Genomic DNA, 18,177 nt, shown 5'->3' with positions numbered 1-18,177 from the left:
GAAAGGCAAAGCTAAGAAAGTTACGGGCACAAAAAAGGGTCGAATAACTCGTACTCGACCCTACATCTACCTATGAAAAACATGCCCTATGAGAGGGCACTACAAATGTAGGAATCTTTTTTTAATTACAAAATTAATTTTGAATTATTTCGAAAAATTCTTTTCAATCAACGTTTGAATGATACCATCCACCATTCCCACGCTTGGTACATAGATGTGTTTAATGTTGGCCCACTTCATTACCGTAGTATAAATCTCGCAAGCCGGGATGATTACGTCGGCCCGGTCTTGATTGAGTTTTAGTACATTAATACGATCTTTCAATGAGTAGGAACCCAGGTAACTGTATAACGATTTAAGTTTATTGTAACTTAAAGGCTCGCCGTTTTTCTCTTCAGATAACTTAAACAGTTTGTTGATATTACCGCCTGTACCTACACCATATACCGTTTTAAAGTTTTTGGTGTGCTTACGGATAAAGTCATTCATATCCTTCCAGGTTTCTTCCTTATCCTGGTTATCCAGCATACGTATAGTACCTATATTAAAAGATTGCGAGGCAATCAACTCCCCGTCCGAAAACAAAGACAACTCAGTACTACCACCGCCTACATCGATGTATAAATAATTTTTATTTTCGTCTAACTCAATACCTACATGGCTGGCGTAAATAATACTAGCCTCGCGCTCTCCATGCACAATTTCCAAATCCAAATTTGCTTCTTCTTTAATGCGCTTAACTACATCTTGCCCGTTGTTGGCTTCGCGCATAGCCGAAGTAGCGCAGGCCATGTAATCGGTCACCTTGTACACATCCATCATGTTTTTAAAGGCACTCATCGTTTTCACCATGTCTTCGGCCTTTTTATCAGATATATGCTGATGCAAAAAAGCATCATCGCCTAAGCGTAAAGGCACCCTTATCAGTGTATTCTTTTTAAATGTTACTGTGCCATCGTTTTCGATAATATCGGCTATCAGCAGCCTTACTGCGTTAGAGCCGGTGTCAATTGCGCCGTATCTCAATTTGTTGTGGATTTATATTGTTTTAAGTAGTTGTATGTCTCTATCTGCGCCCGGTGTTCAACGCCTGATTTAGTTTTGTGATATTTATTGGTGTTAGCAATATTAATAACCCTAGCTTTGGTATTGTCTTGTAGCTGTATATTAATAATCTCTCGTATTTGACGCTTCAAATCTTCATCATAGATTGGAAAGCCTGCTTCAACCCTGTTGTCGATATTACGTGTCATAAAGTCGGCAGATGTTAAATAAATTAACTCATCTCCGCCATTGCAAAATATCTGAACCCTTGCATGCTCCAGATACTTGTCAACAATGCTGATCACTTTGATGTTTTTACTAAAATCTTTTACGCCTGGCACCAGGCAACACATGCCGCGTACAATTAAATTTATTTTAACCCCGGCGTTGCTGGCTTCATAAAGTTTAGCTATTAAGTTTTCATCAGCCAAGCTATTCATTTTTAAAACCATGTAGGCTGGCTTACCGGCTTTTGCATGTTTAATTTCGGTATCTATTAGTTTGTAGATAGTTGGGCGCGAATCAATAGGTGAAATAATGAGATTTTTAAGGCCTTTAGGCAAAGTATTTCTGTGCAAAGCTCTAAAAACGTCTACCAAATCGCCGGTAATTTTCTTGTTGGCGGTAAGCAGGGTGTGGTCGGCGTAAATTTGTGCGGTCTTCTCGTTGTAGTTCCCTGTTGATAAACAGGAATAATACGCTGGCTTTCCTTTTTCCATTCGTGTAACCAGGCAAATTTTTGCATGCACCTTATAACCCGGAACGCCGTACAACACGTTAATACCCTCTTCTTCTAAACGGCGGCTCCAGTTAATATTATTTTCCTCGTCGAACCGGGCACGTAACTCTATTAAGCAATTCACTTTTTTGCCGTTCTTAGCAGCATTAACTAAAGCGTGCATCACCCTTGAGTTTTCGGCCACCCGGTACAAAGCTATGCTGATTTCCGTTACACGAGGATCAATGGCCGCCTCTCGTAAAAAGTGAATCACATAGTCGAATGTTTGGTACGGCGTGCTGATCAAATAATCTTTGCTCGCAACCAAGCTCATCAGGCTTTTACCGAATGATAAACCTTCCACTTTTAAGCTAGGCGTGCGGCTGTATTCCAGTTCGGGACCGCCAACGTTCGGAAAATTTATGAAGTCTTTAAAATTATGATAGCGATTGCCGGGTATCAAGCTATCTGATCCGATCCCTGTTTTATTCGTAAGGTAACTGAGCATATCTGCGGGCATATCTGCATCATATACCAATCGCATTGGCTTGCCTTTTTTCCGTTTTTGCAAGCTTTTAGCCACAGCATCAATAAACTTTTCGCTTACTTCTTTATCTAAATCAAGCTCGGCATCACGGGTAAGCTGAATGGAATATGCTTCGATGCTATCATGATCAAATATGAAAAATATATCATCCAAACTGTAACGGATGATATCATCCAGCAAAATGATAAACTTTAGCTGATTAGTTTCGGGCAGCACCAAAAAACGTGGCAATGTGCGCGGAAACTCAATTATAGCCAAACGTGTTCTTTTACCCTTTGTAAGTTTTACAAAAAAATAAATGCGCCGGTCTTTCAGCTCAGGAAAAGGTGCTTGCGGATCCAGCATTATCGGAACCAAAGTCGATAGCAGTTTTTCGCGAAAATATTGTTTAACAAAGCTCCCCCTACTTACATTTAACTGCCGCTCGTTTAAAATGAAGATCTTGTTCTCGGCCAGCTGCTTTACAATAATATTTTCGTAAAGGTTATTAAACTTTTTATCCAGTTTTACTACCAACTGTTTTATCTGAGCCAGTACTTTTTTAGGATTGTATCCTAAAACGGCTTTTGCTTTTTCGTTCAGATTAGCCAGGCGATTAAGTGTAGCTACCCGTACACGATAAAATTCATCAAGGTTGGACGAGTAGATGGCTAAAAATTTGACACGGTCAATTAACGGCACTGTCGGATCGGCGGCTTCCTGAAGCACACGATCGTTAAAGTACAACCAGCTTATTTCTCTGTTTATTAAAGGTATCCGTTTGTGAGCCATAAATAATAACGCAATAGCACGCGTAAGGTAGCTGCAAAGCTGCTTATTTGAATGTTAATATAATATTAACTTAAATATTTTAAGTGTGTTTTGTTAATTCTATAACCTATACCCTACCTTTGCACAGTATACATAAATCACTTACCTATATGCCATCTTTTGATATTGTAAGCCAGATTGACGGACAGACTTTAGACAACGCCATCAATAACGCTAAAAAAGAAATATTAAACCGCTACGATTTTAATGACTCAAAAAGTACGGTTGATTTAGAAAAGAAAACGAACCAGATCACCATCGTTACCGAGAATGATATGCGTCTGAAAGCTATTCAAGATTCCATCATCAGCCGTATGATGAAACAGCATCTCGATCCTAAAGCTCTGGACTTTGGCAAAGAGCACTACGCTTCAGGGAACATGATACGCAAAGAAGTCAACATAAAAGAAGGAGTTGATAAAGAAGTTGCTAAAAAGATTGTTAAAAAGATAAAAGACAGCGGATTGAAAGTACAGGCATCTATCATGGACGACCAGGTGCGTGTACAGGGAAAAAAAATTGATGATCTGCAAGCTGTTATCAGCCTGTGCCGTGGCGAAGATTTTGGACAGCCATTGCAATATATAAATATGCGTAACTAGTTATTCTACAACTTGTTGATGTTTGATTTAAAATTAGGTTATTCACTCTACCGATCTGATACTCCTGAAATTTCTGATAAAAATTAAAAAGCCGCTCCGGATATCCAGAGCGGCTTAATCAAACTAAACCAACAACCTATTATGAAAACAAATTTTTATTTTATTTAACTGCGATTTCGCGGGTCTGAACTTTAGCTTCTTCTTTTTTAGCCAAGGTTAGGGTTAAAATACCATCAACGTATTCAGCCTCGATTTTGGCCTGATCCACGCTTTCAGGTAAGGTAAACGAACGGGTGAATGATGCGAAACTGAATTCCTTTTTGTTGTATTTCTTAATTTCAGCACCTTCTTCTTTTTTCACATCAGCGGAAATGCTTAACACATTTTTGTCCAGGCTAATTTTAAAATCATCTTTCTTCAAACCAGGAACAGCCAACTCTATAGCAAAGCTATTTTCAGCTTCGGCAATGTTTACAGCAGGCACTTTAGCTAATTGAGGAGCTTGAAAAAAAGTGTCGTTAAATATTGTATCTAACACATCATTAAAACGTGGAGCTACTACAGGTCTTCTTTGTCCGTTGTTAAATTTTACTAATGTCATTTTTATATCCTCCAAAAAATTTCTTTTATTATTTTCGTTGTTAGTTATACAACTGTTATACCAACGGTACTATTTCTAATTTTTCAGACAATATGTCTCGAGAAATATTTTCAACACGACAAAAAGACATAAAATGACTGAAAATTTATCAAGTTATAAATATAAGAACATCATCCCTATCCGGTTTTCGGATATAGATGCTTATGGTAACGTAAGCAACACGATATATTTAACCTACTTTGAAATCACCCGTCTCAAATACTGGCGAGAAATTATTGGTTGGGATTTCGACAATGCGGGTGTTATACTTGGCCGTTCGGAAATAAATTATTTGAAGCCTATTACCATAGACGATCAGATAGCCTGCTATATGCGCACCTCACGTATAGGCAACAGCAGTTTTGACGTCATGTACGTACTGGTCAAAATTTCGGCTGATGGCGAAGAAGAAATTTGTACTACCGGCAAATCGGTTTGCATAAGTTACGATTACAAAGCCAACAGATCGATCCCCATCCCTACGCGCGAGCGCCAACGGATGATTGAGTATGATGAACCAGGCTTAATAACCAACACCAACTAAATTTAGTTTGCGTTATTAATAATTACTGTAACGGCCGATGCGCCTACCTGTCCTTTTAAAGGCGGATGTAATTTTTTTACGCATACACTTAGCTGTAGTATATAAGGAAATCGTCGCATTATTTCGTCTGCAATTCCGTGGGCAACGGTTTCCAGAAGTTGCTTAGTTAGTTGCATTTGCTCGGTGGCGATGTTGTGTAACTGCTCATAGTTTAAGGTGTTTGCAATTTCATCAGTCGCCATATTGACACTTGCGCTAAACTGCGCATCAATATCTACAACAAACCGGTTACCGAGTATCTGTTCTTGAGGGTAATAGCCGTGGCGGGCAAAAAATTCTGCGCCTATTAAACTTACCTTTAAAATTTTGGACATGGAAATTATTTATAGCCCAAAGCTATATAAAACGGGTTATTTAACTATATTTTTAATGTACTAGTTAAAAATGATTTCAACTACATATCTTTATAAAGCTTAAATTACCATAGCGTTAACATTACACTTGCGAACTTATAAACCACTGTACGCTTTTTCAAAAAAGGAAAGTCAAAAACATGCGTTTGACTCAGTACTAGCTTCTTTTATGGTTTTAACCATTGCGTTTGTAATGGGGTCTTGCATGCACAAAACGGCAGATGAACCTAAAACTGCTGCGTCATATAATAAAATACTTGACTCGGCCAACCGACTTTATGATGAGGGACATCATGCACAAGCTATTGCTATTTTGGATGCTGCAAAGCACCAGTTTAAGCTATTGAGCGTACAGCAAAAAGCTGAGTACTATATTTTCCATTATAACTATCGTTACCATATACTGCATAATAACAACACAGCCATCTTATACGCTGATAGCCTATTAAAGCTATTTAGTTCGCCTCTGTTAAAAAAAAAGTATAGCAGCTATTATAGCAATGGTTGCTTTTATAAAGGCGATGCACTTTTTAGTGAAGGCAGGTTCAATGAAGCCTATTTATACTTTTATCAAGGCAAGTTAATGTCGGGACAAAACGGCAAACTGCACGATTGTATGCTTAGCGACTACAGTTACCGTATGGGCATGATTTTATACCAGCAAGAACATTACCGCCTTGCTGCCCACTTTTTTAAAACCAGCTTTGATGAAGCTGGTGCCTGCCAACTTTCCTTTAAAAGCATATACCGACAGCAAGAGTTGCTTAACAATGCCGGCATCAGTTATAAAGGAGCTGGTGAATTAGATAGCGCGGGCATGTATTTCAGTAAAGCATTAACATTTATTGATGCTAAATCGAAATTATTTCCAAACGCCACTAATTCTTGGAACGTAGCACGTGCCGTTATTTACGGTAATCAAGCCAGCATGCTTTTAAAACAAAACAAATTTACGCAGGCCGAAGGGTTACTTAGAAAGAGCATAGCAATAAATATTAAGAAAGGAAATGACAATAAAGATGCTTTGTTTTCAGAATTGAAACTTGCACACATTTACCTGACCAAAAGTCAAACCGACTCTTTAAAATCCACTTTAACATTTATAAAGCCGCTGTTGGATAGCATCAATGATACAGATGCCAATGCAGACTGGAATATATTAAAAGCCGGTTACTATGAAGAACTTGGCGATTTAAGGCAAGCCATCGATTACTTTAAACTTTACGATGCTGAAAAGAATAGAGCCAGTAAAAAATCACTGGCACTAAAAGAAACAGATATCAGTGAACAACTACGCCGATTTGAGCGGGATTATGAGTTGGAAGGCTTAAAAAAAATAAATCAGCAACAAAATATTTATTTGGCTATAGCCGCAGCTTTTGCAGTGGTGGCCATTTCACTGCTTTTGCTCATCTACAAGTATTGGAGAAAATCAAAAATCAACGTATATGCTCTGCATAAACTGAATCAGCAAATTAACACACAGAATGTAATTCTGGAAAGCGCCATGAACGATCTGGAGTTAAGCAGCCGCGAAAAGGATCGCATTTTGCGTGCCGTTGCACATGATTTGCGCAATCCGGTTGGTGGTATAGCTTCATTATCACATGCCATTGCTGATGATGAAGGTTACAATGAAGAGCAAAAATCTTGTCTGAATTTAATTAAAGAAACTGCCTACAATTCTATTGAATTAATTAATGAAATTTTGGAGGCAACCAGTAATAATTCAGACAGATTAGTTAACCAATGGGTGGATATTAATGCCTTGGTAAACAATAGTGTAGAACTGCTTCGCTTCAAAGCAGCAGAAAAAAACCAGCAGATTGTATTAACCGCTTTAGATAGGCCGAAGGAATTATGGATAAGCCGGGAAAAAATATGGCGTGTAATGAGTAATCTTATTAGCAATGCCATCAAGTTTAGCCCAGTTGGAGCCACCATTCAAGTAGGCGTTACAGAACTGGAAGAGGAAATTGAGTTTACAGTTAAAGATAATGGCATAGGCATACCCGAAAACTTAAAGCCTCATGTATTTAACATGTTTACCGAAGCGAAACGCCCCGGCACGTTAGGCGAAAAATCTTTTGGCTTGGGTTTATCTATATGCCGTCAAATTATTGAAAAGCATCATGGGCAAATTTGGTTTGAAAGTAGCACTGATAAAGGCACAACCTTTCATGTGCGGCTGAAAAAAAGCAAACAGGAACCGCTGTCAGACACGACTACTAATTCAAACAGCATTAACGTAGAAAATCGCGATACCAGTAACCCGACTGTTTAACCAAACGTTGCTGGTTTTCAAAATCAACATGCACCAACCCAAAGCGCGGTCGGTAACCTTCAGCCCATTCAAAATTATCAGTTAAAGTCCATACAAAATAACCGTTTACTTTGGCACCTTCTTCTTTAGCCCTTAGCACCTGCTTTAAATTAGCTTGCAGGTAAGCTACCCGCAGTTCATCGTTAACAATATTGTCCTTCACCTCATCTTCAAATGCCGCTCCATTTTCGGTTATTACAATATTTTTAATTTGAGGATAAGCGTTGAACTTTTTTATAACATGGTACATTGCCTCAGGATACACTTCCCACCCCATCTCGGTAAGCGGCACCTTACGACGCTTTGCTTCTACTAACTTAGCACTAATGTAAGGGGTAAAAAACGAATATTCAACTATCTCGCGCGTGTAGTTTTGCAGACCTATGAAATCAAATTCAAAAGTAAGTTTATCTTCATCTCCGGGATAAAAGTACTTTTCAATCTTTCGCAATACAGGCAAATCATCTGTTGGGTAACCTAACCCTAAAAGCGGCTCAATAAACAAGCGGTTAATCAACACATCGGCACGTAACGCAGCAGCCACATCATTGGCTTTTGATGTTAATGGCTCTATGTGCGAACAAGAAAACGTATTGCCAATCATAGCATCGGGCAAAAATTCACGAAGCCGTTTTGCTCCGGCGGCAATACTCAAGGTAACATGGTGTACGGCCGGTAAAAAGTTCTTTAAACCTGTACGTCCGGGCGCGTGCAACCCTAAAAAATATCCTGCACCGGTAAAAACAGCTGGCTCATTCATCACCATCCAGTGTTTTACACGGTCGCCAAAGTACTTTGCACAAACCTCAACATATCGCGTAAACCAATCAATGATGTTACGGTTAGTCCAGCCGCCCTGAACTTCCAGCGCCTGCGGCAAATCCCAGTGATAAATTGTTAACCAAGGTTGCACGCCTTGCTCAAGGCAGTAATCAATTACACGGTTGTAAAAATCGATGCCGGCCTGATTAACTTGTCCGCTACCATTGGGAATGATACGGGTCCATGCGATGGAGAAACGAAAGTTGGGAATATTTAGGCTTTTAACAATATCTATATCTTGCTTATAACGATGGTAAAAATCGCAGGAGATACGGGCATGCTGCCCGCCATGCACTTTACCTTTTTTACTGGTAAAGGCATCCCATATTGATTCACCTTTGCCGTCATCGGCCCAAGCCCCCTCTGTTTGAAAAGCAGCTGTAGATACGCCCCAATCAAAAGTATTACCAAAAATATCCTTGTTAAAGGCAGAGCTACCGCTAGTATTGTTCATAAGTAAGCAGACCTGTATCCAGTCCAATTTGTTTAAATGAATTGGATACAGAAATGTTTTCAAGAAACCGACTTAATGTATAAAAGACGATTTCACGCTTTTAACCATCATCCACTCCCGGATGATGTTTAAAAACTGGCCTAAATTCATCAGCATTTTCATACTTTAATAGATTTACACTAAAGTACCTGCCGCAAATTAGCCCAACGTTAAACTACAATGATGCTTGTGTAACCTCAACTTCAGAGTAAACACTCTCTACCCTATCGCGCAGGTTATAGCCTGATGCCATCACCTCGCCATATGCGCCTGCTGTACGAATGGCAATCAAATCACCACGCTTAGATTCCGGCAGCTGCACATCAGTACGGAAACAATCAGTACTCTCGCAAATGGGGCCAACAACATCGTAATTGATGGTATTTTCTGATTGACTGCTAATGTTTTCGATAACGTGGTAAGCTTGATATAACATCGGGCGAATTAACTCTGTCATACCTGCATCAAGTATCAAAAAGTTTTTCTTCTGCCCGTTTTTCACATACAATACACGCGATATCAACGAAGCGCTTTGCGCCACCAGCGCCCGGCCCAGTTCAAAATGCACTTCCTGACCAGGTTTTACTTTCAGATAATCTCTAAAAATTTTAAAATAAGTTTTGAAGTCGCACATCGAATTGCTTTCTGGATGATAGTAATCAACGCCCAAGCCACCGCCAACATTCAATATCTTAATGGCAAAACCTTGCTCATCAAACCACTCCTGTAATTCATTTACGCGCAAACACAGATTTTTAAACACATCCATGTTTGTAATTTGTGATCCGACATGGAAATGTACACCAATAAACTCCAGATTACTACAGCTTTTTAGCGTTGCCAGCACTTCTTCCAACTGCCAGGTGTTGATGCCAAATTTATTCTCTTCTAAACCAGTAGTAATGTGATGATGCGTATGTGCATCTACATTAGGGTTAATACGAATAGCAATACGAGCAATTTTATTTTTGGCTTGAGCAAGCTCATTAATTACCAACAGCTCTTGAACCGATTCACTGTTAAAGCAAAATATATCTGCATCCAGCGCAGCGTTAATTTCCTTGTCTGATTTACCTACACCTGCAAAGACCACCTTATTGTTGGTAAAGCCATGTGCAATTGCTGCCTTCACTTCATTGCCGCTTACGCAGTCGGCACCAAAGCCCGCCGCCTGGATAGCATCTAACACTTTAGGGTTAAAGTTGGCTTTTAAAGCGTAATGCACATGGTAATTATATGAGTATGCCGCTTCGGCACAAGCCGTTAAGGTTTGTTGCAGCAAGTTTAAATCATAGTAATAAAAAGGAGTTTCCAGCTGTTGAAACCGGTTGATATGTGTTTGTGTGAACATGCCGTATTATTATACATTGTAAGTTGCCCTAATTAACGAGCAACGTATTGAATGCGAGAGTGCAAAAGTAGGTATTTAATCACTTATTTGACACATCGTATCTTCAAAATTGATTATAACCTTGCACGATGTATGGTACGCTTTGACTTTAACACAATAACATGAAACACATACGTAATTATAACTCCTATAACGCACCCGCTAACTACGCCGCCTGCACGTTCCAAAGCCACGTTCCAAAAATACTTACCGGGCTCGTGCATGGTAATAATAAGCACTGAAACTGCGGCTGTTCGGGCAGCCACTTGAATGCCTAACAATTCACTGAAGATGATTGATAAGGCGATACCAATACAAATCATCAATAAGTTGATTGGATGGATATAAAACAGCGTTAATCCTATTACAGCGCCTACTAAATTGGCTTTAATACGATTGATGGCCAAATTGAGCGCATCTTTACGGTCGGGCGCTAAAACCAGAATAATTGAGATCAAGCTCCAGCTTCCCACTGTCGGATAAAGCCTGTATATGTAAAAGCCGATTGTAGTGCCGATGAGGCATTTTAATATATATAATAATAAATCAGCTTGTTTACTTTTCACGTGTTATCAATTAGTTCAATACATTTGCAACATGAAAGATTATTTCATGCGCCTGTTTGGGTATGACCGCGTTGCAAATTTGCAAATTTTAGATGCAATTGAAGCAGCACATCAGCCAGAAAAGCCAATGCACTTAATGGCACATTTACTGGCGGCTCAGCAAGTATGGCTCAAGCGCTGCCAATATCAACCAGCGTATGCCGGCCCACTATGGCCTCAAGACTGGACATTGCAGCAAATGAAACTTGCCGTGGAAGAAAACACTACCGGGTGGCTTGGCTATTTGCAGAATGTTGATGACAAGGAATGGCAAACAAATATCAGTTACCAAAATTCCAGAGGTGCAAAGTACAGTGATAAATTATCAGATGTTTTGACACATGTAATTAACCATGGCACCCATCATCGGGCGCAGGCCGGGCAGCACATCAATCTGGCAGGACTGGAAAAACTACCGGCAACCGATTACATATTTTACGTACGTGAACAATTATGAGTAAGAAAACTTTTTTAGGCATTGCTTTAGTCAGTCTGATTGTAAGTGCCTGCAACGATAACAAAAAGCAGGAACAAGACCTGATGAGCCAGGTAATTAAACTGCACGACGAGGTAATGGCCAAAGACGAAGCTGCTGTTAAAAACAAAATGGTATTAGACAGCTTAGTTAAAACCATTAAGCCAGGTGCCAGCAGAGACTCGGCAACCACATGTATCAGTAAGCTAAATGTTGCCGATAAAACTATGGAATTTTGGATGCACCAGTTTACTGCCGATAATACCGGCAAATCCCATGACGAGATCATGAAGTACTTAGCCGATCAGAAAAAAAAGTTAATGGAAGTTGATAATCAAATTACAGCGGCTGTTAATCAATCTAACACTTATATTGCTATTTATAAAAAATGAAATTATTAATACCCGGGCTTGCAGCTCTGTTACTATGGAGCGCTTGTTCGTCTAACAAAAGTGAAAACAAACTGCCTGTATACGGCAATCGCGAGGCGGTAACAAAAACAGTAAATGGAAAAACTGTTACTGATACGGTATATCAAACTATTCCACCGTTTAGTTATGTTAACCAGTATGGTAAAACCATTACCGATAAATCACTAGATGGCAGCATTTATGTGGCTGATTTCTTTTTTACCACTTGCCCTTCTATTTGCCCAATTATGCACCGCAACATGCTTAATGTGTATAACGAGTTTAAGAATGGCAGCAATGTAAAAATCGTGTCTTACACCATCGACCCATCTCATGATAGTGTTGCTGTATTAAAAAGCTATGCCGATAAACTTGGAATTAAAGGTGATAACTGGTGGCTGCTTCAAGGTAAAAAAGAAGAAACCTATAAACTTGCAGGTAGCTATTTAGTAGCAGTGCAAGAAGACAAAGCAGCGCCAGGCGGCGCCGTCCATTCGGGTTATTTTGTGTTGGTTGATAAGCAAAAGCGCATCCGTGGTACATACAATGGCACAGACGAAAAAGAAGTAAGCAAACTTGTTACTGATATTAAAACCTTGCAGGCCGAGCCTGATGAAGCGATAGCACAATGAGGTTGTTTGGCGTAATTATCCTCTTGACTATTGTAATATGTGCAATGTTTGCCTGCCAGAGCGAGCAGGAAATGGAATTTAAAAGATATTATTCATCTGGGCAGCTCATCTATCAAACGCATTGTCAAAACTGCCACGGCAAGGAGGGGCAAGGATTAGCTGCGCTGATTCCCCCACTTAATGATGCCGATTTTTTAAAAAGCAACCGTGCACAGCTGAGTTGCTACATGCAAAACGGATTAAGCGGCAATATTATCATCCACAGCAACAATTACAACGGCAAAATGCCGGCTAGCGGTTTAACCCCTATTGAGATAGCGAAGGTACTTACCTACGTGCAAAACTCATTTGGAAATCAGTTGGGATTGTTTAATTTAAAGCAGGTTGAAACTGATTTAAAAGTCTGTAAGTAATGTAAATAAATCAACGCAGTCAGCCGTATTAAAACTTAAATACGGCATGTAAGTTAAATTTGTGTTTGATACTGATGCTTTACTTTAGGAAAAGTATCATACAACTTATTGCCAGACGCCAGTTCAAATAATATGCGCAAACGTTTTTTTTATATAGTTAACTTCATCACTTTCTACCGTATGCTGGCAGCTCCTGTGCTGCTTTACCTTATATTTACCCATCAGCCTGGAATATTTAAATGGCTGCTGGCCATTAGCTTTTTTACAGACGCTATTGATGGCTACCTGGCACGCAAATACCAAGTGGTAAGCTCGCTGGGTTCAACTATTGATTCTATTGCGGATGATTTAACAGTGCTTGCCGCTATTGTTGGCATTTACATATTTAAGCCAGATTTTTTGAAGCAGGAAATTGTATTAGGCAGTTTGCTGGTTATTCTTTACTTAGTACAGAACGCTTATGCCTGGCTTAAATATGGTAAAATGACCTCTTTTCATACTTACACGGCTAAAATAGCAGCTGTACTTCAGGGAATATTCTTGATTTTGTTTCACTTTTTTAATGACCCTATTGTACTGTTATTTTATATTGCCGCTATTGCCACGCTGATTGATCTGGTAGAAGAAATTGCCTTAATTTTTATATTACCAGTATGGAAAACAGATGTAAAAGGATTGTATTGGGTAATTAAGAACAAAGTGTACCGTCAACTTAAATAAAAAAAGGCTTACCAGTTTATTAGGTAAGCCTTTTTTTAATATGCTTTATTTAAGCAACTAATAATTACGGAAACCGCGTTGTACTTGTTTATCCATTTGAGCCATCTGGCCTTTCATCATTTTTATTTGCTCGGCCAGCAGCTTATTTTTATCCTCTTTGGCAGCTTCTTGTAAGTAACGTTGTGCCTCTATTTTATTGCGTTTCGCCATCGCAATACCCGCCAGACTTAATTTAGCCAAAGCTGTATTGTGAGACATAGTCATGCCTAGTGAAAGTGCTTTCTTAAAGTATTTTTCTGACTTCAATGGTGCTTTGCGCGACTCAATCAAACCCACCAAAAGGTTATAATAGCCATGCTGGCCTTTGAATAATTGCTTTTCATAGTCAGTAATTTTACCTAACCATTTTTCAGATTCGTCTGTATTTTCTTTACGCAGATAGTATTGAGCTACCAGCATGTTTTCATTAAAGAAATAAGTAAGCAGTACTAAGCCGCCAATCAGGAACACCAGGATACCCCATCCCCAAAAGCCGAAACCTGCTAAGGTAACGCCTGCACCTAAAATAACACAGGCAATAATTAACCGAACAATATTTGACATCGTTTGTACTTTGTATTAAAGTGCAAATATCCGTTTATTTATACTCTTAATCAATTACCTGCACAAATATTTATGGCTATAGATTTAGAACCTTCCTGGCTGGAAGTTTTGCATGACGAATTTGAAAAAGATTACATGTTGAAGCTTAAAGCATTCTTGAAACAAGAAAAAGATGCTGGCGAAACCGTATATCCAAAAAGCAGCAACATATTCAATGCTTTTAAACACACGCCTTTTAACAAATTAAAAGTAGTAATACTGGGTCAAGATCCTTATCATGGCGCCAACCAGGCTTTTGGTTTATCATTTGCTGTGCAAAAAGGAATTACCGTACCACCATCACTTAAAAACATTTATAAAGAGTTACAAACCGATATATCAGGCTTTACCATCCCTAACCATGGCGACTTAACCGAGTGGGCCGACCAAGGCGTGTTGTTATTAAACGCTACGCTTACTGTGCGTGCCGGCAAACCGGGGTCGCATCAAAAAAAAGGATGGGAAATCTTTACTGACACTGTAATCCGAAAGATATCGGAACAAAAAGAAGGCGTTGTATTTTTGTTATGGGGTAAGTTTGCGCAGGCTAAATCTGAACTGATTGACGCTGACAAACATCATATCCTTACAGCCGCTCACCCTTCACCCTACTCGGCAGACAGTGGTTTTTTTGGCTGCCACCATTTTTCAAAAACCAATACAATTTTGGAGAAGGAAGGCGATGCGCCCATTGACTGGCAGATACATTAAATTTTAGAGCTAAGAAGCAAGAGACAAGATAATCCGCATGGTTTAAACCCGTCAGAAATCTTAGTTCTTGGCTCTTGTTTCTTGGCTCTATCCTAATATTCCAGTGGCAAGGTAGATTCCCGTTTACTGGTAGACATAATCATCATGGTTTGAAATGTTTTTACCACCGGGATACGACTGATTTTTTCCATAATCAATTGCTCATATAATTTTATATCACGTACGTAAACTTTTAACAGAAAGTCGCACTGCCCAGTTACGTGATGGCACTCGGTAATTTCCTGAATATGCTGAATGGCGTCCAGAAATATTTCGATGGTATTACTCTTATGAAAATCAAGAGAAACCTGGATGAATGTTTTAATGCCCAAACCTAGCTTCTCTTCATCTACTACCGCATGATAGCTTTTAATATACTCGGCGTTTTCAAGCTTTCGAACCCGCTCTAGCGTAGGTGCAGGTGATAAACCAATTTCATTTGACAACTGCAAATTGGTAATCCTTCCGTTTTCTTGTAAAATTTTAAGTATTTGTAAATCTATCTTATCTAATTCAGCGGCCATAGCGCAAATATAATAGCCCCTTTTTCAAAATAAAATTTTTTAATGAATAACTCAAACAAAACCAAATTTTACCAGTTACAAAATTTAGACTAGTCTAAATTTTTAATTAGATTTGTTAAAATGCACTCATTTACCGAAGAAAACTACCTCAAGAGCATTTATCATTTGCTGGAAAAAGCCGATCAGGCTACCACTAATGATATTGCTGCGGCACTTAACACGCGAGCTGCATCAGTAACCGACATGCTAAAAAAACTGGCTGATAAAAAGCTGATTAATTATGCACGTTACCAAGGCGCAAGCCTTACATCAGCCGGTCGAGGAGTAGCTTTAGGTATTATCCGGAAGCATCGCTTGTGGGAGCACTTTTTGGTAGAGAAGCTCCGATTTAAATGGGACGAGGTGCATGATATGGCCGAAGAACTGGAACATATTTCTTCGACTGAATTGATTAACCGGCTGGATGAATTTATGGGCTTCCCTGAATTTGATCCACATGGTGATCCGATACCAAACACCAACGGCGAAATTAAATCTCACCTACTGCATCCGGCATTAACACTAAGCGAAAACCAAAGCGGTACCGTTGCCGGTGTAAGCGATCACTCTGCGTCATTTTTACAGTACCTGGAAAAGATACAATTAACGATAGGCAAAGAAATACGCATTACCGAGATAACCGAATACGACCTTTGCCTGGAAATAAAATCAGACAAAAAACACTTGAACATCAGCCGCGAAGTGGCTAAAAACTTACTGATAGCTATATGAATTCTACAAATAGTGAATCGCTTGGCAATGTACACGGTTCTGTGCAAACAGAAAGCAAAACCGGGTGGCGAAAATTCTGGGCCTTTATTGGTCCGGCTTATTTAATAAGTGTCGGTTACATGGATCCCGGCAACTGGGCTACAGATTTGCAGGCGGGCAGTCAGTTTGGTTATAGGCTTATTTGGGTATTGTTATTGTCTAATTTGATTGCATTACTGCTGCAATCATTAAGTGCCCGGTTGGGGATAGTACGCGGGCTGGATATTGCACAAGCATCTAAAAATGCCTATCCCCGTTTTATAAATTTTTGTTTATACGTGTTAGCGCAAATAGCCATTATAGCCTGTGACTTAGCCGAAGTTGTGGGCATGGCTATTGGTTTGCAGCTGCTTTTTAAACTTCCGCTTATTTGGGGTGTATCCATTACGTTATTAGATACCATACTCCTGCTTTTTTTACTTAACAAAGGCATGCGAAAGTTAGAAGGCTTTATTGTATCGTTGATATTCATCGTTGGCCTTTCGTTTTTGATAGAGATGATTATTGTAAAACCAGTTGTGCCCGAAATTATGAAAGGTTTTGTGCCGACGACGTTGAACCATAGTGCCTTGTATATTGCCATAGGCATTATAGGTGCAACGGTAATGCCACACAACCTGTATTTACATTCATCATTAGTGCAAACCCGAAAAATTGACCGTAGCGACGAGGGTATACGCAGTGCGTTAAAATTTAACCTGATAGATACCACGGTTGCACTTAACCTTGCCTTTTTTGTAAATGCAGCTATTTTAATTTTAGCGGCCAGCGCTTTTTTTAAAAACGGATATCATCAGGTAGCCGAAATTGAAGATGCACACAAACTGTTGTATAACATTTTTGGTGCTATGGCTCCCGCATTATTTGCTATTGCACTAATTGCGTCGGGCCAGAGTTCAACTATTACCGGAACCCTGGCTGGGCAAATTATAATGGAAGGCCACCTTAATTTGCGTATAGCACCATGGTTACGACGTTTAATTACGCGGTTACTGGCTATAGTACCGGCCTTTTTAACGGTGCTTTATTCAGGTAGCGAAGGTTTAAGCCGACTGTTGGTATTAAGCCAGGTAGTGCTAAGCCTGCAATTGGGCTTTGCAGTAATACCACTCATTCACTTTACTTCAGATAAGGAGTTAATGGGCAAATTTGCTATACCACTTTGGATGAAAATAGCCGCATGGATTTTCACGGTGCTGATTGTTGGTTTGAACGGACGATTGGTTGTTGAGGAAATTGGCAATTGGTCACAGGCTAATCCTGCTATGGCACCGCTTGTTCATTATTTGATTACCCCGATCGCTACTGCCATCGGTATGCTCTTACTGTATATACTGATAAAGCCTTTCATTCATCATTCCGATCATAAGCCTGCAGCAATACCGCATGGCATAGCTAAAGCTATTGAAGAATTAAAGGCTATACATTATAGCCAGATTGGTATTACCATAGATTTTTCGGACAATGACCAAGACAGCATCAGCCATGCCCTGATGCAGGGCGGTAAGAACGCCACTTACTCGCTGATACATGTTGTTGAAACAGCCGGTGCTCGCTACCATGGTACCCAAGCGAACGACTATGAAACCCAAAGCGACCAAGACAATTTACAACGATATGTAACCGCGTTGAATAACTTAGGATATACTTCACATGCACATATTGGCTATGGCAACCGTGCACAAGCCATTGCACAAGTAGTTAAACAACAAAAAGTAGATTTTTTGGTGATGGGTTCGCATGGACACAAAGCTTTAAAAGATTTGATTTATGGCACTACAGTTGATACAGTACGGCACCTGGTTAACGTGCCCGTGCTGGTAGTTAAACCACAGAAAAAATAATTTGCA

At 39.6% G+C, this 18,177-nt stretch carries 20 protein-coding genes; 11 read left to right on the top strand and 9 right to left on the bottom strand.

Annotation, left to right across the window (positions count from 1 at the left end; genetic code table 11):
* Positions 1–144 precede the first annotated feature (144 nt).
* Both GPM24_RS15695 and ppk1 read right to left on the bottom strand, forming a co-directional pair.
* Positions 145–1,026: a Ppx/GppA phosphatase family protein gene (locus GPM24_RS15695; protein WP_158827869.1), complete on the bottom strand. Its 882-nt coding sequence runs from the start codon at positions 1,024–1,026 to the stop codon at positions 145–147.
* The gene (ppk1, locus tag GPM24_RS15690; RefSeq protein ID WP_158827867.1) at positions 1,023–3,080 is read right to left on the bottom strand and encodes a polyphosphate kinase 1; all 2,058 of its coding nucleotides are present in this window, start codon (positions 3,078–3,080) and stop codon (positions 1,023–1,025) included. The genes GPM24_RS15695 and ppk1 overlap by 4 nt, the downstream gene beginning before the upstream one ends.
* Before the next feature lie 149 nt (positions 3,081–3,229).
* On the opposite strand from ppk1, the gene GPM24_RS15685 reads away from it, so the two are divergent.
* Positions 3,230–3,721: a YajQ family cyclic di-GMP-binding protein gene (locus tag GPM24_RS15685; protein WP_158827865.1), complete on the top strand. Its 492-nt coding sequence runs from the start codon at positions 3,230–3,232 to the stop codon at positions 3,719–3,721.
* A gap of 160 nt (positions 3,722–3,881) precedes the next feature.
* On the opposite strand, the gene GPM24_RS15680 is transcribed toward GPM24_RS15685, so the two are convergent.
* Positions 3,882–4,322, bottom strand: coding sequence for an Hsp20/alpha crystallin family protein (locus GPM24_RS15680; protein WP_158827863.1), 441 nt, complete (start codon positions 4,320–4,322; stop codon positions 3,882–3,884).
* 133 nt (positions 4,323–4,455) lie between these two features.
* Between GPM24_RS15680 and GPM24_RS15675 the strand changes: the two genes are divergently transcribed.
* Positions 4,456–4,905 (top strand): acyl-CoA thioesterase, encoded by a 450-nt coding sequence (locus GPM24_RS15675; RefSeq protein ID WP_158827861.1) that lies wholly within the window; start codon positions 4,456–4,458, stop codon positions 4,903–4,905.
* Between the two features lie 2 nt (positions 4,906–4,907).
* Here GPM24_RS15675 and folB read toward each other — a convergent pair whose 3' ends face one another.
* The gene (gene folB / locus GPM24_RS15670) at positions 4,908–5,279 is read right to left on the bottom strand and encodes a dihydroneopterin aldolase (protein ID WP_158827859.1); all 372 of its coding nucleotides are present in this window, start codon (positions 5,277–5,279) and stop codon (positions 4,908–4,910) included.
* Between the two features lie 208 nt (positions 5,280–5,487).
* Between folB and GPM24_RS15665 the strand changes: the two genes are divergently transcribed.
* Positions 5,488–7,602, top strand: a complete 2,115-nt coding sequence (locus GPM24_RS15665; RefSeq protein ID WP_158827857.1) for an ATP-binding protein — start codon at positions 5,488–5,490, stop codon at positions 7,600–7,602.
* Here GPM24_RS15665 and GPM24_RS15660 read toward each other — a convergent pair.
* The 3 genes from GPM24_RS15660 to GPM24_RS15650 form a co-directional block, all read right to left on the bottom strand.
* Positions 7,562–8,917, bottom strand: a complete 1,356-nt coding sequence (locus GPM24_RS15660) for a GH1 family beta-glucosidase (protein ID WP_158827855.1) — start codon at positions 8,915–8,917, stop codon at positions 7,562–7,564. The genes GPM24_RS15665 and GPM24_RS15660 overlap by 41 nt on opposite strands.
* Positions 8,918–9,131: 214 nt before the next feature.
* Positions 9,132–10,307: a diaminopimelate decarboxylase gene (gene lysA / locus GPM24_RS15655; RefSeq protein ID WP_158827853.1), complete on the bottom strand. Its 1,176-nt coding sequence runs from the start codon at positions 10,305–10,307 to the stop codon at positions 9,132–9,134.
* 113 nt (positions 10,308–10,420) lie between these two features.
* Positions 10,421–10,912, bottom strand: a complete 492-nt coding sequence (locus GPM24_RS15650; protein WP_158827851.1) for an FUSC family protein — start codon at positions 10,910–10,912, stop codon at positions 10,421–10,423.
* Between the two features lie 31 nt (positions 10,913–10,943).
* On the opposite strand from GPM24_RS15650, the gene GPM24_RS15645 reads away from it, so the two are divergent.
* From GPM24_RS15645 to GPM24_RS15625, 5 genes are all read left to right on the top strand, one after another.
* Complete coding sequence (locus GPM24_RS15645; protein WP_158827850.1) at positions 10,944–11,408, top strand: DinB family protein; 465 nt, start codon at positions 10,944–10,946, stop codon at positions 11,406–11,408.
* Positions 11,405–11,818, top strand: coding sequence for a hypothetical protein (locus GPM24_RS15640; RefSeq protein ID WP_158827848.1), 414 nt, complete (start codon positions 11,405–11,407; stop codon positions 11,816–11,818). Before GPM24_RS15645 ends, GPM24_RS15640 begins: the two co-directional genes overlap by 4 nt.
* Positions 11,815–12,468: an SCO family protein gene (locus GPM24_RS15635; RefSeq protein ID WP_158827846.1), complete on the top strand. Its 654-nt coding sequence runs from the start codon at positions 11,815–11,817 to the stop codon at positions 12,466–12,468. The genes GPM24_RS15640 and GPM24_RS15635 overlap by 4 nt, the downstream gene beginning before the upstream one ends.
* Positions 12,469–12,491: 23 nt before the next feature.
* On the top strand, positions 12,492–12,881 hold the full coding sequence (locus tag GPM24_RS15630; protein WP_233268877.1) for a c-type cytochrome: 390 nt from the start codon (positions 12,492–12,494) through the stop codon (positions 12,879–12,881).
* Between the two features lie 132 nt (positions 12,882–13,013).
* On the top strand, positions 13,014–13,601 hold the full coding sequence (locus tag GPM24_RS15625; RefSeq protein WP_158827843.1) for a CDP-alcohol phosphatidyltransferase family protein: 588 nt from the start codon (positions 13,014–13,016) through the stop codon (positions 13,599–13,601).
* 57 nt (positions 13,602–13,658) lie between these two features.
* On the opposite strand, the gene GPM24_RS15620 is transcribed toward GPM24_RS15625, so the two are convergent.
* Positions 13,659–14,204 carry a tetratricopeptide repeat protein gene (locus GPM24_RS15620; protein ID WP_158827841.1) on the bottom strand — a complete coding sequence of 182 codons (546 nt, stop codon included), beginning with the start codon at positions 14,202–14,204 and terminating at the stop codon, positions 13,659–13,661.
* Positions 14,205–14,276: 72 nt separating this feature from the next.
* Between GPM24_RS15620 and ung the strand changes: the two genes are divergently transcribed.
* Positions 14,277–14,954, top strand: a complete 678-nt coding sequence (gene ung / locus GPM24_RS15615) for a uracil-DNA glycosylase (RefSeq protein ID WP_158827839.1) — start codon at positions 14,277–14,279, stop codon at positions 14,952–14,954.
* Between the two features lie 92 nt (positions 14,955–15,046).
* Here ung and GPM24_RS15610 read toward each other — a convergent pair whose 3' ends face one another.
* Positions 15,047–15,517, bottom strand: a complete 471-nt coding sequence (locus GPM24_RS15610) for an Lrp/AsnC family transcriptional regulator (protein ID WP_158827837.1) — start codon at positions 15,515–15,517, stop codon at positions 15,047–15,049.
* 120 nt (positions 15,518–15,637) lie between these two features.
* Between GPM24_RS15610 and GPM24_RS15605 the strand changes: the two genes are divergently transcribed.
* Together GPM24_RS15605 and GPM24_RS15600 are read left to right on the top strand one after the other, a co-directional pair.
* Positions 15,638–16,288 carry a metal-dependent transcriptional regulator gene (locus tag GPM24_RS15605; RefSeq protein WP_158827835.1) on the top strand — a complete coding sequence of 217 codons (651 nt, stop codon included), beginning with the start codon at positions 15,638–15,640 and terminating at the stop codon, positions 16,286–16,288.
* A complete protein-coding gene (locus tag GPM24_RS15600) occupies positions 16,285–18,171 on the top strand; it encodes an Nramp family divalent metal transporter (protein WP_158827833.1) in 1,887 nt (628 codons plus the stop codon). The genes GPM24_RS15605 and GPM24_RS15600 overlap by 4 nt, the downstream gene beginning before the upstream one ends.
* The last annotated feature ends 6 nt before the right edge of the window (positions 18,172–18,177 follow it).

This window comes from Mucilaginibacter lacusdianchii (assembly GCF_009770985.1).
Taxonomy (GTDB): domain Bacteria; phylum Bacteroidota; class Bacteroidia; order Sphingobacteriales; family Sphingobacteriaceae; genus Mucilaginibacter; species Mucilaginibacter lacusdianchii.
Note: the sequence above shows the minus strand (reverse complement) of the source record. Positions and strands in the feature narration are given on the sequence as shown.

What these genes read in the sequence shown, in the direction of transcription:
- GPM24_RS15660 (WP_158827855.1), bottom strand. Translation starts at nt 8,917, where the DNA reads ATGAACAATACTAGCGGTAGCTCTGCCTTTAACAAGGATATTTTTGGT.
- ppk1 (WP_158827867.1), bottom strand. Translation starts at nt 3,080, where the DNA reads ATGGCTCACAAACGGATACCTTTAATAAACAGAGAAATAAGCTGGTTG.
- ung (WP_158827839.1), top strand. Translation starts at nt 14,277, where the DNA reads ATGGCTATAGATTTAGAACCTTCCTGGCTGGAAGTTTTGCATGACGAA.
- GPM24_RS15610 (WP_158827837.1), bottom strand. Translation starts at nt 15,517, where the DNA reads ATGGCCGCTGAATTAGATAAGATAGATTTACAAATACTTAAAATTTTA.
- GPM24_RS15620 (WP_158827841.1), bottom strand. Translation starts at nt 14,204, where the DNA reads ATGTCAAATATTGTTCGGTTAATTATTGCCTGTGTTATTTTAGGTGCA.
- GPM24_RS15625 (WP_158827843.1), top strand. Translation starts at nt 13,014, where the DNA reads ATGCGCAAACGTTTTTTTTATATAGTTAACTTCATCACTTTCTACCGT.
- folB (WP_158827859.1), bottom strand. Translation starts at nt 5,279, where the DNA reads ATGTCCAAAATTTTAAAGGTAAGTTTAATAGGCGCAGAATTTTTTGCC.
- GPM24_RS15635 (WP_158827846.1), top strand. Translation starts at nt 11,815, where the DNA reads ATGAAATTATTAATACCCGGGCTTGCAGCTCTGTTACTATGGAGCGCT.
- lysA (WP_158827853.1), bottom strand. Translation starts at nt 10,307, where the DNA reads ATGTTCACACAAACACATATCAACCGGTTTCAACAGCTGGAAACTCCT.
- GPM24_RS15665 (WP_158827857.1), top strand. Translation starts at nt 5,488, where the DNA reads ATGGTTTTAACCATTGCGTTTGTAATGGGGTCTTGCATGCACAAAACG.
- GPM24_RS15605 (WP_158827835.1), top strand. Translation starts at nt 15,638, where the DNA reads ATGCACTCATTTACCGAAGAAAACTACCTCAAGAGCATTTATCATTTG.
- GPM24_RS15640 (WP_158827848.1), top strand. Translation starts at nt 11,405, where the DNA reads ATGAGTAAGAAAACTTTTTTAGGCATTGCTTTAGTCAGTCTGATTGTA.
- GPM24_RS15675 (WP_158827861.1), top strand. Translation starts at nt 4,456, where the DNA reads ATGACTGAAAATTTATCAAGTTATAAATATAAGAACATCATCCCTATC.
- GPM24_RS15645 (WP_158827850.1), top strand. Translation starts at nt 10,944, where the DNA reads ATGAAAGATTATTTCATGCGCCTGTTTGGGTATGACCGCGTTGCAAAT.
- GPM24_RS15685 (WP_158827865.1), top strand. Translation starts at nt 3,230, where the DNA reads ATGCCATCTTTTGATATTGTAAGCCAGATTGACGGACAGACTTTAGAC.
- GPM24_RS15680 (WP_158827863.1), bottom strand. Translation starts at nt 4,322, where the DNA reads ATGACATTAGTAAAATTTAACAACGGACAAAGAAGACCTGTAGTAGCT.
- GPM24_RS15600 (WP_158827833.1), top strand. Translation starts at nt 16,285, where the DNA reads ATGAATTCTACAAATAGTGAATCGCTTGGCAATGTACACGGTTCTGTG.